The sequence below is a fragment of the Variovorax sp. GW823-FHT04F07 genome, from assembly GCF_058795995.1.
Genome location: NZ_JBXAIG010000001.1, coordinates 1368760 through 1383172, shown reverse-complemented (window position 1 = coordinate 1383172; position 14413 = coordinate 1368760). Strand labels below are relative to the sequence as shown.

Annotated in this window: 9 protein-coding genes, 1 other RNA gene and 1 pseudogene; 4 read left to right on the top strand and 7 right to left on the bottom strand. The window is 69.7% G+C overall.

Annotated elements, in window-relative coordinates:
- Positions 1–4 precede the first annotated feature (4 nt).
- From AC1RAA_RS06550 to AC1RAA_RS06540, 3 genes are all read right to left on the bottom strand, one after another.
- Positions 5–1363 carry an MATE family efflux transporter gene (locus AC1RAA_RS06550; RefSeq protein ID WP_492727247.1) on the bottom strand — a complete coding sequence of 453 codons (1359 nt, stop codon included), beginning with the start codon at positions 1361–1363 and terminating at the stop codon, positions 5–7.
- A 3-nt stretch (positions 1364–1366) separates the two neighbouring features.
- Complete coding sequence (locus tag AC1RAA_RS06545; RefSeq protein WP_492727245.1) at positions 1367–3094, bottom strand: hypothetical protein; 1728 nt, start codon at positions 3092–3094, stop codon at positions 1367–1369.
- Between the two features lie 90 nt (positions 3095–3184).
- Entirely contained in the window at positions 3185–3445 is a 261-nt protein-coding gene (locus tag AC1RAA_RS06540; RefSeq protein WP_056580149.1) for a type B 50S ribosomal protein L31, read from the bottom strand.
- Positions 3446–3642: 197 nt separating this feature from the next.
- Here AC1RAA_RS06540 and AC1RAA_RS06535 point away from each other — a divergent pair, with 197 nt between their 5' ends.
- Positions 3643–4710, top strand: a complete 1068-nt coding sequence (locus AC1RAA_RS06535) for an oxidoreductase (protein WP_492727242.1) — start codon at positions 3643–3645, stop codon at positions 4708–4710.
- 53 nt (positions 4711–4763) lie between these two features.
- Here AC1RAA_RS06535 and rho read toward each other — a convergent pair whose 3' ends face one another.
- Entirely contained in the window at positions 4764–6029 is a 1266-nt protein-coding gene (gene rho / locus AC1RAA_RS06530; RefSeq protein ID WP_062473130.1) for a transcription termination factor Rho, read from the bottom strand.
- Positions 6030–6211: 182 nt separating this feature from the next.
- A complete protein-coding gene (gene trxA, locus AC1RAA_RS06525) occupies positions 6212–6544 on the bottom strand; it encodes a thioredoxin TrxA (RefSeq protein ID WP_042578306.1) in 333 nt (110 codons plus the stop codon).
- Between the two features lie 160 nt (positions 6545–6704).
- Here trxA and AC1RAA_RS06520 point away from each other — a divergent pair, with 160 nt between their 5' ends.
- From AC1RAA_RS06520 to AC1RAA_RS06510, 3 genes are read left to right on the top strand one after another with little or no spacing between them, the layout of a single operon-like run.
- Positions 6705–9260 carry a PD-(D/E)XK nuclease family protein gene (locus AC1RAA_RS06520; protein WP_492727240.1) on the top strand — a complete coding sequence of 852 codons (2556 nt, stop codon included), beginning with the start codon at positions 6705–6707 and terminating at the stop codon, positions 9258–9260.
- Positions 9257–12529, top strand: coding sequence for a UvrD-helicase domain-containing protein (locus AC1RAA_RS06515; RefSeq protein ID WP_492727238.1), 3273 nt, complete (start codon positions 9257–9259; stop codon positions 12527–12529). The genes AC1RAA_RS06520 and AC1RAA_RS06515 overlap by 4 nt, the downstream gene beginning before the upstream one ends.
- Positions 12526–13764 carry a TIGR03862 family flavoprotein gene (locus tag AC1RAA_RS06510; protein ID WP_492727236.1) on the top strand — a complete coding sequence of 413 codons (1239 nt, stop codon included), beginning with the start codon at positions 12526–12528 and terminating at the stop codon, positions 13762–13764. Before AC1RAA_RS06515 ends, AC1RAA_RS06510 begins: the two co-directional genes overlap by 4 nt.
- Positions 13765–13911: 147 nt before the next feature.
- On the opposite strand, the pseudogene AC1RAA_RS06505 reads toward AC1RAA_RS06510, so the two are convergent.
- Both AC1RAA_RS06505 and ffs read right to left on the bottom strand, forming a co-directional pair.
- Positions 13912–14067, bottom strand: a pseudogene (locus AC1RAA_RS06505) (GNAT family N-acetyltransferase); the annotation flags it as partial.
- 244 nt (positions 14068–14311) lie between these two features.
- An RNA gene (gene ffs, locus AC1RAA_RS06500) (signal recognition particle sRNA small type) lies at positions 14312–14408 on the bottom strand.
- Between the last annotated feature and the right edge of the window lie 5 nt (positions 14409–14413).

Here is a 14413-nt window from a genome sequence, read left to right as displayed (position 1 = left end):
GCCCTCAGCGGGCCCGCGCCTTCATCGTCCAGCGCAGCAGCGCCACGAACAACAGCGCGGTGAGCGCCAGCGCCGCGGCGCTCATGAGCCAGAAGGCCAGCGGCGACTGCATGGCCGGCCACGGCCCCAGGCCGCGGTAGGCTAACAGGTAGCTGCCGCCCAGCCCCATGCCCCAGAGCATCGCGCAGTAGATGACCAGCGGCGCCAGCGTCACGCGGTAGCAGCGCAGCACGAAGACGCACAGCGTCTGGAACGCATCGGCGATGTGATACAGCGCCACCGTGGTCAGCAGCGCTGCTGCCATCGCGATCACGGCCGGGTTGTCGGAGTACACGTTGGCGAGCTGCGTGCGGAACACGGCCATCGCGCCGGCATAGAGCAGCGCGAACAGGGCGGTGAGCTCGAAGCCCAGCCGGCAGGCATGGCGCGCCCGGACGGTGTCGCCGGCACCGAGCCAGAAGCTCACGCGCGCGCTGGTCGCGATGGCGAGCGACAGCGGCGTCATGTAGGCCACGGCCAGCAGGTTGGAGGCGATCTGGTGCGCGGCCGCTGCAGCGGTGCCCAGGCGCGCGATGAAGAGCGCCATCAGCGTGAACGACGTCACTTCCACCAGCACCGCGAGGCCACCGGGCACGCCCAGCCGCGCGAACAGGCGGATCTGGCGCCAGTCGGGCGCCTCGATGCGTTCCCACAGCTGGTAGCCGCGGTAGAACGCGCCGTGGCGCAGCAGCCAGACCGCGCAGCCCAGCATGGCCCAGTTCACGCACAGCGTGGCCCAGGCGCAGCCCACCAGCCCCATCGCCGGCAGGCCGGCGCCGCCGAAGGTGAACCAGACCGACAGCGGCAGCTTCACGAGCAGCGAGGCCAACTGCAGCCAGGTCACGAGCTTGGGCTTGCCCAGGCTCTGGTTCAGCGTGCTGAAGAGGCGAAAGAGCAGGGCGGGCGCCAGCGCGAAGGCCAGCACCGCGAGGTAGGCCTCGACCTCGCCACGCATGTCGGCGGGCACCTGCGTCCAGCGCAGCGCGGCGCCGGGCAGCAGCAGCACGGTCATGCCGACCACGACGGCGATGGCTGCGAGGTAGAGCGACTGGCGCACCGAGCGGCCGATCTCGCTGCCCCGGTTGGCGCCGTGCAGTTCGGCCCACACCGGCAGCAGCGCCTGCAGCACGCCCATCAGCGAGACATACACGCTGACGAAGATGGCGGCGCCCACCGAGAGCGCGGCCAGCGCGCCTTCGGAATAGCGGCCCGCGATGATGGTGTCGGCCACGCCGAAGGCCATCACGGCCAGCTGGCCGATCAGCACCGTGCCGGCGTGCCGTGCGATGAGTCCGCGTTCGTTCCCGTGCGTGCTGCTGCTCACGGGTCAGCGCACGATCTTTTCGTAGAGCAGCAGGTCGTCCGCGGGGCTGCTGGGGCGGCGCAGGGTGCCGCTGAAGCGCCACTGTTCCAGCGGGATGATGGTGTGCAGCCGCTCGATGGTGTCGGGGCTCACGAGCAGCCACGGGCAGTCGTTGCCCAGCAGCAGCGGCTGCAGGTTGAGGTTGCCGTGGTGGCGCAGCGCCGCGACGTGCGGCCGGCTCAGCGCCAGCTCGGCAACGCAGCGCGGGTGGCCGATGCGCTCGGTCACGGCGCGCACCTGCGGGACGTAGCTGCGCGCGTAGTCGATGGACGGCAGCCACAGCGTCATCAGCAGCATCCAGCACAGCGCGGTGCCGCCGGCCGGCAGCACCAGCGTCTTCCAGAGCGCGGCGCGATGGCGCCCGGTGCGCCAGCGCACCAGCCAGCACCAGGCCAGCGTGGCGGCCAGGGCGAGCACGAAGGCCACCGGCGAGAACTCGGCCACGAAGCCCGGCACCAGCCGCGCCACGCTGGCGGCCGGCTTGCGTGGCGCGCCGGTCAGCATGGCGATCCAGTACATCCAGCCGAGCACGGCCAAGCCGCTGAAGAACAGCACGTTGAACCAGTCGATCAGCGCCGCCGCACTGCGCCGGAAGGTCGGCAGCGCAAAGGCCGCCAGCGTGGCGAAGGCGGGCAGGGCCAGCAGCAGGGAGCGGTCGGAGAAGTCGGTGGTCCAGGTGGCGGCCAGCGGCACCAGCGCGAACCACAGCGGCAGCGCGACGTGGCGCTCGAGCCACTGGCGGCGCCAGCGCCAGAGCGTCCAGATCGCGAGCGGCCAGACCGGCCAGGTGAACCACAGCAACAGCTTGGCCTGGCTGCGCACGTCGGACAGCAGCGAGTGGCCCAGCGTGATCTTCCATTGCGCCAGGCCCAGACCGAAGACCAGCGCGGCGGCCAGCACGGTAATGCCGACCATCGTCAGCAGGGCGGGCAGGGTGAAGCCGGGGCTCTCGTCGTCGCTGTAGCCTTCCACTGCACGGATGGCGCGCTGGTGGCGTTCGTAGGCCATGTACACGGCGCTGCCGATCGCCAGCGCGAGGCCGACCGTCGGCCCGCCGCTCAGCGTCATGCCGAGGGTGCCGACCACGAGTGCGATCACCGGGCCGACGCGGCGGTAGGGCAGCGCGGCCACGCCGTAGAAGAGGTGCGAGGCAAAGTACAACTGCGCCAGCGCGGGGGTGGTTTCATGCCCCAACTGGGCCAGGCCCAGCGAAGCGATCAGTGCCAGCAGGCCGCCATCGGCGATGGCGCGGGCGTAGTCGGTGGGGCGCGCCTCGCCGCCGAAGGCAAAGGCCACGGGCTGGGCGCGCGGCGTGCGGGCCAGGTAGTAGACGGCGTACCAGGTCGCGGTGAAGGTGCCCCACAGCATCAGCGCGAACACGAAGCGCACGGCCAGGTCGGGGTTGACCCACGACGGGGCGAGCTGGATCGCCCAGGCGCCGATCCAATAGGGGATCAGCGCGGGGGTCTCGGGGCGCATGCCCAGCAGCAGCGGATCGAACCAGCGGGCGATGCCCTCGGTGCTGCGGGCCAGCTCGGCCATGTAGCCGAAGGCCGTGATGTCGGCACTCTTCCAGGGGCCCCGGCCGAGCAGGCCCGGCAGCAGGTAGGCCGCGCACAGCAGCAGCAACGCGACGCGCGGCAGCCGGCGTACGGCATTCTGGGCAACGATCGCGGGGGTCGGCTGGTTCAAGGGCGAGGCGGAAGAGGCGAAGGGGTGATTGGAAAGAAAAAGGGCAGCGCGGTAAACCGGGCTGCCCTCGACGCCAGAGCGCGTGCCTGATTACTTGGCAGCGGTCTTGCCGAAGCGGTTGCGGAACTTCTCGACGCGACCACCCATGTTGTCCACCGACTTTTGCGTGCCGGTGTAGAAGGGGTGCGATTCGCTCGTGGTGTCGAGCTTGAACAGGGGCAGCTCGCGGCCGTCGTCGGTCTTGCCCATTTCCTTGGTGTTCGCGCACGAACGGGTCACGAACTTGAAGCCGTTCGACATGTCGACGAACAGAACTTCGCGGTAATTCGGGTGGATGCCTTCTTTTGCCATGGTGTTTCCTTTTGCGCTGTTGGAATCAATGCGCGGTCGATGCGAGAGCCACCAGCGTGCCAGCAATCTGGCGCGCCGCCCTGAGGTCTTGACGTGAAGTGAAGGCCAAGGAAGCCGGGCGACGTGCCCAGCCGCACTTTTCGCGGAGCCCATGATTATCGCATACTGCCCCAATTGCGAGCAAACCGGGCCCTCCCATGACTTCCACACCCCTTCGCGCCGGCCTTGTCGGCTACGGTTTCGCCGGCCAGACCTTCCATGCGCCGGTGCTTTCGGCCGTTCCGGGACTCGAACTGGCGGCCGTGGCGAGCTCGCAGCCGCACAAGGTACATGCCGACTGGCCCGGGGTGGCCGTGGTGCCCGACGTGGCGGCGCTGGTCGCCCGGACGGACATCGACCTCGTGGTGGTGGCGACGCCCAATGCCCAGCACCATCCGGTCGCCAAGGCGGCGCTGGAGGCGGGCAAGCACGTGGTCGTCGACAAGCCCTTCACGCTCGATGTGGCCGAGGCGCGGGAGCTTGAATTGTTGTCAACGCGCAACAATTGCGTGCTCTCGGTCTACCAGAACCGGCGTTTCGACGCCGATTTCCTGACGCTCCAGCAGGTCCTGGCGTCTGGCGATCTGGGGCGCCCGGTGTATCTGGAATCGCATTTCGACCGGTTCCGGCCCGAGGTCCGCGAGCGCTGGCGGGAGCAGCCCGTGCCGGGCGCGGGCCTGTGGGTGGACCTGGGTTCGCACCTGCTCGACCAGGCTGTGCAGCTCTTCGGCCGGCCTGACACGCTGCAGCTCGACACGGCCGCCTTGCGCGATGGCGCACGGGTCGAGGACTATTTCCACGCCGTGCTGCGCTACGAGAGTGGCCCTCATGCGCCGCTGCGCGTGGTGCTGCACGCCACGACGCTCGCGGCCCATGCGGCGCCGCGCTACATCGTGCACGGCACGCGCGGCAGCTACGTCAAGCGCGGCGTCGACACGCAGGAAGAGGCGCTGCGCGCCGGCCAGCGACCGCCGGCCGAAGGGTGGGGCGCCGATCCGCTCGATGGCGAACTCACGCTGACGGGCAGCGACGGCGCACCGCACTTTCGCGCGGTGCCGACGCAGGCCGGCAACTACGCCGACTACTACGCCGCGGTCCGCGATGCGATCCTCGGCAAGGGGCCCAATCCCGTGCCGCCCGCGCAGGCCGTCGCACTGATGGAGCTGCTCGACATCGGCCGTCAGAGCGCCGCCGAAGGCCGCGCCATCCGCATCGAGCACCCATGAAAAAAGCGCGTTGACCCGTGGGGCCAACGCGCTTTTGCGGAAGAGCCTGAAGCTCAGCCGCCGCGACGCATCATGTCGAAGAACTCGACATTGGTCTTGGTCGCCTTCATGTTCTTGAGCATCAGCTCCATCGACTCGATCTCGTCCATGTTGTACATGAGCTGACGCAGGATGCGGGTCTTCTGCAGGATCTCGGGGGCCAGCAGCAGTTCTTCGCGGCGCGTGCCGCTGCGATTGAGCTGGATCGAGGGGAACACGCGCTTTTCGTACAGGCGGCGGTCCAGGTGGATTTCGGAGTTGCCGGTGCCCTTGAACTCTTCGAAGATCACTTCGTCCATGCGGCTGCCGGTATCGATCAGCGCGGTGCCGATGATGGTCAGTGAGCCGCCTTCTTCCACGTTGCGCGCGGCGCCCAGGAAGCGCTTGGGACGCTGCAGCGCGTTCGAATCGACACCGCCGGTCAGCACCTTGCCCGACGAGGGCACGACGTTGTTGTAGGCGCGGGCCAGACGGGTGATCGAGTCCAGCAGGATCACCACGTCCTTCTTGAGTTCGACCAGGCGCTTGGCGCGCTCGATCACCATTTCGGCCACGTGCACGTGGCGCGCTGCGGGCTCGTCGAAGGTCGAAGCAATGACTTCGCCCTTCACCGTGCGCTGCATTTCGGTCACTTCTTCAGGGCGCTCGTCCACGAGCAGCACCATCATGTGCACGTCGGGGTAGTTGGCGCTGATCGCGTGGGCGATGTGCTGCATCATCACCGTCTTGCCGCTCTTGGGCGGCGCCACGAGCAGGGCGCGCTGGCCTTTGCCGATGGGGGCGATGATGTCGATGATGCGGCCGGTGAGGTTCTCTTCGCCCTTGACGCCTTCGCGTTCCAGCTTCATCTGTTCCTTGGGGAACAGCGGCGTCAGGTTCTCGAACATCACCTTGTGCTTGTTGGCTTCGGGTGCGCCGTCGTTGACCTTGTCCAGCTTGGTCAGTGCGAAGTAGCGCTCGCCGTCCTTGGGCGTGCGCACTTCGCCTTCGATCATGTCGCCGGTGTGCAGGTTGAAGCGCCGCACCTGGCTGGGCGAGATGTAGATGTCGTCGGTGCTGGCCGTGAAGCTGGTGTCGGGGCTGCGCAGGAAGCCGAAGCCGTCGGGCAGGATTTCGAGCACACCGTCGGCGAAGACCTGTTCGCCGGCCTTGGCGCGCTTCTTGATGATCGCGAACATCAGCTCTTGCTTGCGCATGCGGCCGATGTTTTCGATCTCAAGCGCCTCAGCCTGCTTGAAGACTTCAGACACGTGGAGTGCCTTGAGTTCGTTTAAGTGCATGGAACGACCCCTGGAGGGGTAATCGAATCGGGAACGGGGGGAGGTTTGATGTGGGGCAAGAACTGCCTCACGAACCGGGGAACTCGAACCGGTTGCCTGATGAAAGGCCCGGTGAACTGAGGGCGATTATGACAGGAAAATCGCCCCGGCCAACGCATTGCGCGCTGGCCGGAAGAAATGCATCAGGCGAGTTGCTGGTCGATGAAGGCCGTGAGTTGCGCCTTGCTCATGGCGCCGACCTTGGTGGCGGCCAGCTGGCCGTCCTTGAACAGCATCAGCGTGGGGATGCCGCGAATGCCGAACTTGGCGGGGATGTCGCGGTTCTCGTCGACGTTGAGCTTGGCGATCTGCAGCTTGCCTTCGTAGGTGGCCGAGACTTCGTCCAGGATCGGGGCGATCATCTTGCAGGGACCGCACCATTCGGCCCAGTAGTCGACCAGAACCGGCTGGCTGGACTTGAGCACGTCGGCCTCGAAGGAAGAATCGGAGATGTGTTTGATCAGTTCGCTGGCCATGTGATGTGTCCTTGTGCGCAGAGAGAGTTTCGGTGCAGCTAAAGTGCTGGTCATTGTGACAGAAACCAAGGGGTGACGTGCCATGCGGCCCGGCTATGGCGGCGATAGCCAAAGCCCTTTGCGGCCCTGCCGCCGACCCCCTCAACCCCCTCGATAGAACATGAACGAAGGCCACCCCGTCCAGGCCCTGTGGTGCGATCCCGCCGACGGCGTCGTCGCGCGGATCGTGCGCGCGCTCGACGAGCGGCAGCTGCATGCGGCGCGCACCGTGGTGCTGGTGCCGTACGCGCAGCTGATGGCGGTCGCGCGCGGCATGTGGGCGCGCTGCGGCAGCCCGGGCTTCGTGCCGCGCTTCGAGACCACGCACAACTGGGCGCGCAGCGCGGGTGGCTTCCTGCCGTCCGGCTACGACATCGCCTTCGACATGGCGCGCGACCTGGTCACGGCCCAGGGCCTGCTCGCGCAGTCGGGCTTCCAGGCCGAACGCTTCGCGCTCGCGGGGCGCGTGGTCGAGTTGGCCTACCAGCTGGCGCCGCTGGCATCCGCCGTGGCGCCTGAGGTGCGCGGCAGCGACTGGGCCCAGGGGGCGTCCAAGGTGGCCGATGCAGGCAGCGAGTCGGAGTGGTTCCGCATCGAGAGCGCGCTGATCCGCGTCGCCGTGGCCTGGGCCGCGAACTCGGGCTACGCGACCGACGTGCTGCTGCGCGACGCGGCGCGCAGCCAGGTCGATGCGCTGATCGTGCTCGAAGGCTTCCAGACCGACCCGCTCACGCAGGCCCTGTGCGCGCTGTGGGGCGACCGCGCGATCCGCATCCCGCTCATGCCCGCCGATGCCCCGCCATCTGCCGCCCACGCGCACGTGGCGCTCGACCCCGAGGACGAGGCCCAGCTGGCCGCCGCCTGCGTGCTGCAGCACCTGGCCGAGGGCCGCGCGCCGGTCGCGCTCGTCGCCACCGACCGCGCGCTCACCCGCCGCATCAGCGCCCAGCTGAGCACGCAGGGCATCGTCACGCACGACGAAACCGGCTGGAAGCTGTCCACCACGCGCGCCGCCGCCACGCTGATGAGTGCCTTGCGCGCCTGCGCGCACGACGCCGCCACCGACCAGGTGCTCGAATGGCTCAAGAGCGGCGCCGAGGTCGATGTGTTCGCCGTGCAGTCGCTCGAAATGCGCCTGCGGCGCGAAGGCGTGCGCGACTGGCAGGCCTGGTGCGCGTTGATCGCGCGCAGCGACAAGCCGCAGGACGAAAGCCTGCGCACGTTCACCGCCACCATCGAAACCCGCCGCGCCCCGATGGCTCGCGCGCGCTCCCTGGCCGAGTGGCACCGCGCGCTGCGCGAGCTGTTGACGGCCGGCGAGCAGTGGGACGCGCTCGCCGCCGACTTCGCGGGTGCCAAGGTGATCGCCGCTCTCTGGCTCGATGCCGACGCGCATGGCGAGGAGGACGAGTTCCCCGGCGGGCGCCACAGCCTGGCCGAGTTCACGGCCTGGGCGCGCGACGTGCTCGAAGACGCCAGCTTCGTGCCGCCCGCCGGCGACGAGGCGCCCAAGGTGTCCGTGCTGCCGATGTACCAGCTGCTGGGCCGCGTCTTCGGCGCCGTCGTCATTCCCGGCTGCGACGACCGCCGCATGCCCGCGTCGCCCGAACCACCGGGCAACTGGAGTGCGGCGCAGCGCCTCGACCTGGGACTGGCCTCGCGCGAGGTGCTGGAGGCCGCACAGCGCGCGGCCTGGGCCATGGCCACGCGCAACCCGAACTGCGACCTGGTCTGGCGCCATTCCGACGCCAGCGGCGAGCCCGTGCGGCCGAGCCCGCTGGTGCAGGCCCTGCAGCTCGCCCATGCGCTGCAGCCGGGCGTCGATCCGCGCACGCCGCGCGACGTCGCCGTCACGCCGACCCTGCGGCCCACGCCCTCGGGCGCGCTGCTGCCGCTCACGAATGTGTCGACCAGCGTCTACGAAGACCTGCGGCGCTGTCCCTATCGCTTTTTCGCGCTGCGCCAGCTGGGCCTGCGCACCGCCGACGAGCTCGATGCCGAGGTCGACAAGCGCGACTTCGGCAACTGGCTGCACGCGGTGCTGGGCCAGTTCCACGAGACCCTGCGCGACGCGCCGACAAGCGATGCGCAAGCGCGCGCCGCGCTGCTCGCCGACACCGCGCGCGATGTCACGCAAACCCTCGGCTACTCCGACGCCGAATTCCTGCCCTTCGCCGCCGCGTGGCCGGCGGTGCGCGACGGGTATCTCGACTGGCTCGCGAAACATGAAGCAGACGGGGCGGTCTTCGTCGAGGCCGAACCCTGGAAAGAGCAGCCCTTGGGCACCCTGCGGCTGGTCGGCCGGCTCGACCGCGTCGACCGCACGGCCGACGGCCAGCCCTTCGTGATCGACTACAAGACCGAGACCGCCTCCGTCACCAAGGAGCGCGTGAAGGACCCGACCGAGGACACGCAGCTCGCCTTCTACGCCGCGCTGGTGGCCGACGACACCTTGCGTGCGGCCTACGTCAACGTGGGCGAGAAGTCGTCCGGCACGCAGACCGTCGAGCAGCCCGCCGTGGTCGAGGCGCGTGATGCGCTGGTCGCCGGCATCATCGACGACTTCGCGCGCATCGCGCAGGGCGCGCCGCTGCCGCCGCTGGGCGAGGGCAGCGTCTGCGATTTCTGCGCCGCACGCGGCCTGTGCCGCAAGGATTTCTGGGAGGTCACGCCATGAACGGCGCTGCCTACGAACACAACGGCCGGCACGTCGCGCGCGAGGCCTTCTACACCGTCGCCTGCGATCCGCGGCGCTCGGTCGCGGTCGAGGCCTGCGCGGGCGCCGGCAAGACATGGATGCTGGTGTCGCGCATCGTGCGCGCGCTGCTCGAAGAGGGCGATTCCGCCTGCGAGCCGCACGAGATCCTGGCCATCACCTTCACCAAGAAGGCCGCCGGCGAGATGCGCGAGCGGCTCGACCAGTGGCTCGCGCTGTTCGCCGAGCTCGATCCGGCCGCGTCGCAGCGCGAGCTCGTGATGCGCGGCATGACCCCCGAGGCCGCGCAGGCCGCCGTGCCGCGCCTGCAGGGGCTCTACCGGCGACTGCTCGAAGGCGGGCGGCCGGTGCAGTTCCGCACCTTCCACGCGTGGTTCGCGGGCCTGCTGCGCAACGCGCCGCTCGCCGTGCTGCGCGAGCTGGGGCTGCCCGCGAACTACGAGCTGCTCGAAGACGATGCCGAGGCGCGCAACCACACCTGGCGGCCGTTCTTCGAGGCCGTGACCGGCGATGCGCGCGCGCTGGCCGACTACTACGCCGTCGTTGCCACGCACGGTCGCTCGCAGACCGCGAAGGCGCTGGGCGAGGCGCTGTCGAAGCGGGTCGAGTTCTCGCTGTCCGATCCCCAGGATGCGGTGACGCCGTTCGACGTGCTGTGCCCGGCCCTTCAGGGGCTGGAGCTGCCGACCGACGCGCTGCGCGGCGAGGCCGTGCGCCGCCGCTGGCTCGACCGTGCCGCCGTCCTCGGCCGCGAAGCCAACAAGACACCGCAGAAGGCGGCCGAAGCCATCATCGACGTGTTCGGCACCGGCGAGCCCGCGCCCGAGGCGCTGACCGACGCGCTCGCCGTGCTGCGCAAGACCTTCTTCGTCGCCAGCGAAGACCGGCTCACCAAGAACCTGCAGAAATTCCCCGCGGCGCAAGAGGCCGAGACCGAACTGCAGCTGCTGTGCGCGGCGCAGGCGCAGCACGCGGCCTGGCTCTACCAGCAGCGCATGACGCGGCTCACGCGCCTGCTGATCACCGCCTTCGGCGAGGTCAAGCGCGCGCACGGCTGGGTCGACATGAACGACGTCGAGCAGGCCGCGCAGCTGCTCCTGGGCCAGTCGGCGCTGTCGGGCTGGGTGCAGGAGCGGCTCGACGCGCGCGTCGCGCACCTGCTGATCGACGAGTTCCAGGACACCAACCCGCTGCAGTGGCAGGCGCTCTACGGCTGGCTCAGCGCCTACACGGGTGCGGGCGGCAGCGCGCCGCGCGTGTTCATCGTGGGCGATCCCAAGCAGAGCATCTACCGCTTCCGCCGCGCCGAACCGCAGGTGTTCATCGCTGCCAAGAAGTTCGTGCGCGAAGGGCTCGGCGGTGAATTGCTCAACTGCGACCACACGCACCGCAACGCGCGCGCCGTGGTCGGTCTCGTCAACAGCGCGATGCTGGCCGCGCAGGCGGCCGGCGAGTTCGACGGCTACCGCGCCCACACCACCGAGCGCGGCGACGACGGCGAGCTGCTGAAGCTGCCTGCCATCGACCGCGACGCGCTCGACACCACGGCGGCCGCCGCGCCGGCCGACGACGGCATGCTGCACTGGCGCGACAGCCTCGTCACGCCGCGCGTGCTGCCCGAAGAGCAACTGCTGCAGAAGGAGTGCGAGCAGGCCGCGCGCTGGGTCGCGCAGCGCATCGCCGACGGCACGCCGCCGCGCCAGATCATGGTGCTGGCGCGCCGCCGCAGCCGCTTGTCGGCCATGCAGGATGCGCTGCGCCGCCGCCACATTCCCGTGCAGCAGCCCGAGAAGAACGACCTGAACGACGCGCCCGAGGTGCAGGACGTGGTCGCGCTGCTCGACGCGCTGGTGTCGCCCGCGCATGACCTGTCGCTGGCGCGCGCGCTCAAGTCGCCGCTGTTCGGCATCGACGACGACACGCTGGTGCAGCTGGCGCGCTGCCAGCGCGAGACGCCGGTGGCCAGTTGGTTCTCTCTGATCCAGAAGGGCGAAGGCCTGCCGCCCGTGCTGACCGAGGCGGGCGTGCAGCTGCGCCGCTGGCAGCGCTGGTTGATGGCGATGCCGCCGCACGACGCGCTGGACGCGATCTTTCACGACGGCGACGTGCTCGCGAAGTTCGGCGCCGCCGTGCCGGCGGCCTTGCGCCAGAGCGCGCTGGCGAACCTGCGCGGGCTGGTCGCCGCTTCGCTCGACATCGACGGTGCGCGCTTCGCAACGCCTTATGCCCTGGTGCGGGCCTTGCGCGCGGGCGGCGTGCGCGCGCCCACCGTGGCCGCGCCCGAGGCCGTGCAGCTGCTGACCGTGCACGGCGCCAAGGGCCTTGAGGCCGACACCGTGCTGATGCTCGACTGCGACGCGCCGCCGCCGCGTGCGCAGACCATGGGCGTACTGGTCGAGTGGAAGGGCAGCGACAGCGCGCCCACGCGCTTCGTGTTCCTGGCCAGCGAGAAGACCCCGCCGGCCTGCGCCGCCGCGCTGCTCGAAGAAGAGCAGCGCGCGCGCCACCGCGAAGAACTCAACGGGCTCTACGTGGCGACCACGCGGGCGCGCGAGCGGCTGGTGTTGTCGTCGGTGAAACCGTCGCGCGCCAACGAGGGCAGCTGGTGGGCGCGGCTGGAGCCGCTGTGCGAGCCGACCGAGGCCGACGAGCCGCTGGTTGAGGCCTCCGCCGCCGGCGAGACCGGGGTGGGCACCTTCGCGATGAAGCGCCTGCCCGCACCGCTCGTGGCTGCAATCGGTGCGCCGCCCGAAAAGAAAAAGGCACAAGACGCCACGGTCGACGTGCGCGCCGCCGCGTTCGGCCAGGCCATGCACCGGCTGCTCGAGTGGGCGGTGCCCGGCGAGGCCTTGCCGCCGGCCCATGTGCGGGCGGCCGCGCGCGAATTCATGCTCGATCCGCAGCAGGCGCGCGGCGCCGCGGCGCTGGCCCAGCGCATCCGCGCGGGCGCCGGTGCCTGGGTGTGGGACGATCGCAGCATCGACTGGCATGGCAATGAAGTCACGCTGGTCCACGAGGGCGATACCTTGCGCATCGACCGGCTGGTGCGCGAGCGCTCCACCGGCGCATGGTGGATCCTCGACTACAAATCGGCCGCGCGCCCCGAACGGGACGCGGCCCTGATCGCACAGATGCAGCGCTACCGCGCTGCCGTGCAACATGCCTACCCCGGTGCCACGGTGCGCGCCGCGTTCCTGACCGGGCAGGGCGAACTGGTGAATCTCGAATGACTGTTTCTTCTACCGTCGCCGTCATCGGCGGCGGACCTGCCGGCCTGATGGCGGCCGAAGTGCTGAGCGCGTCCGGCGCGCAGGTGCACGTGTACGACGCGATGCCCTCGGTGGGCCGCAAGTTTTTGCTGGCCGGCCGCGGCGGCCTCAACCTCACGCACTCCGAGCCTTTCGATGTGTTCGTGACCCGCTTCGGCGAGCGCCGCGCGCAGCTCGAGCCGCTGCTCGCGGCCTTCGGTCCGCAGCAGGCGCGCGAGTGGGCGGCCGGACTGGGCATCGAGACCTTCGTGGGCACCTCGGGTCGTGTGTTCCCGACCGACATGAAGGCCGCGCCCTTGCTGCGCGCCTGGCTGCATCGCCTGCGCGCCGCGGGCGTGCAGTTCCACATGCGGCATCGCTGGGTGGGCGACGGGGCCTTCGATGCGAACGCGCTGCGCTTCGTGACGCCGACAGGCGAGGTCAGCGCCAAGGCCGACGCCGTGGTGCTGGCCCTGGGCGGCGCGAGCTGGGCGCGCCTGGGCTCCGACGGCGCGTGGGCGCCGTGGCTGCAGGCACAGGGCGTGGCGGTGGCGCCGCTGCTGCCGGCCAATTGCGGCTTCGACGGCGCAGGTTGGAGCGAGCATTTTTCAAGCCGCTTCGCGGGGCAGCCCTTCAAGTCGGTCGCGATCGCCTTCACTGACAGCCAGGGCCGGCACTTCGCGCGCAAGGGCGAGTTCGTCGCCACGGCCACCGGCATCGAAGGCAGCCTGGTCTACGCGGCGTCGGCGCTGCTGCGCGACGAGATTGCCGCGAACGGCAGTGCGACGCTGCTGCTCGACCTGCTGCCCGACCGCAGCGCCGAACAGGTGCTCGCCGCGGTGAAGCATCCGCGCGGCGCGCGTTCGCTGAGCAGCCATCTCAAGAGCCGTCTCGGCATCGAAGGCATCAAGGCGGGCGTGCTGCACGAAGCGCTGAGCAAGGACGCGATGCAGGACCCGGCGCAGCTGGCGGCCACCATCAAGGCGGTGCCGCTGAAGCTGGCCGCGACGCGGCCAGTCGACGAGGCGATCAGCACGGCGGGCGGCGTGCGCTTCGACGCGCTCGATCCGGCCCTGATGGCGACGGCGCTGCCCGGCGTGTTCGCGGCAGGGGAGATGCTCGATTGGGAAGCGCCGACCGGCGGCTACCTGCTCACGGCGGCGATGGCCAGCGGGGCGGCTGCGGCGCGCGGCGCGATCCAGCGGCTGGGGCTGTAGCCGCCGGCCTGCTCCGCGCTCGCAGGGCCAGAAGAACACCTGCTCGGGGTCGTCCGCATCGAGGTTTTCGATGTGGCCGCTCTCCCTGAACCCGGCTTCTTTCAGTAGCGCGTGCATCGCCGCGTTGGAGCGGTTCGTGGAAGTGAAGAGCTTGGGTCGTTCGCAGATCGACTGGAAGTGATCGACGAGTTGCAGGCCGAACCGCCTGCGGCGAAATTGCTCGCCGACCATGAGCATCTCGATGAAGCTGCAGTCGAAGAAGTGGTGGTGCAGGACGCCGTAGGCGGCGACCTCGCCATCCATCTCGATCACATGGCAGAAGCGATCCTCGATCCAGCCCTTGATCTGCACGGCGCGGCGCGCATCGTGCGCGGCCACGGTGTCGAGGCGCACCAACGCTTCGAGATCACTGATGCGGGCGGGCCGGATGTCCAAGTTCATGGATGGCTGCGCGAAGTTCTGGGAATTTGAGGTGTCCGGGGTCGGTAACCCCTGGACACGGCGCGTAAGTTCTCTGGGAAAGGAACTCACGGCTTCTGGATGTTAGGTTGACGAGCCTTACCCCTGGCACTGACTACGCAGTTAGGGCTGCTTGGTTCCCCACCTGACCCGGTTGGCCACTTCACCATGCAGGGAGGCCCGTCAGCCC

Excerpts from the sequence above, each read along its gene's own strand:
- AC1RAA_RS06535 (WP_492727242.1), top strand. The coding sequence starts at position 3,643 with ATGACTTCCACACCCCTTCGCGCCGGCCTTGTCGGCTACGGTTTCGCC.
- AC1RAA_RS06520 (WP_492727240.1), top strand. The coding sequence starts at position 6,705 with ATGAACGAAGGCCACCCCGTCCAGGCCCTGTGGTGCGATCCCGCCGAC.
- rho (WP_062473130.1), bottom strand. The coding sequence starts at position 6,029 with ATGCACTTAAACGAACTCAAGGCACTCCACGTGTCTGAAGTCTTCAAG.
- trxA (WP_042578306.1), bottom strand. The coding sequence starts at position 6,544 with ATGGCCAGCGAACTGATCAAACACATCTCCGATTCTTCCTTCGAGGCC.
- AC1RAA_RS06515 (WP_492727238.1), top strand. The coding sequence starts at position 9,257 with ATGAACGGCGCTGCCTACGAACACAACGGCCGGCACGTCGCGCGCGAG.
- AC1RAA_RS06510 (WP_492727236.1), top strand. The coding sequence starts at position 12,526 with ATGACTGTTTCTTCTACCGTCGCCGTCATCGGCGGCGGACCTGCCGGC.
- AC1RAA_RS06540 (WP_056580149.1), bottom strand. The coding sequence starts at position 3,445 with ATGGCAAAAGAAGGCATCCACCCGAATTACCGCGAAGTTCTGTTCGTC.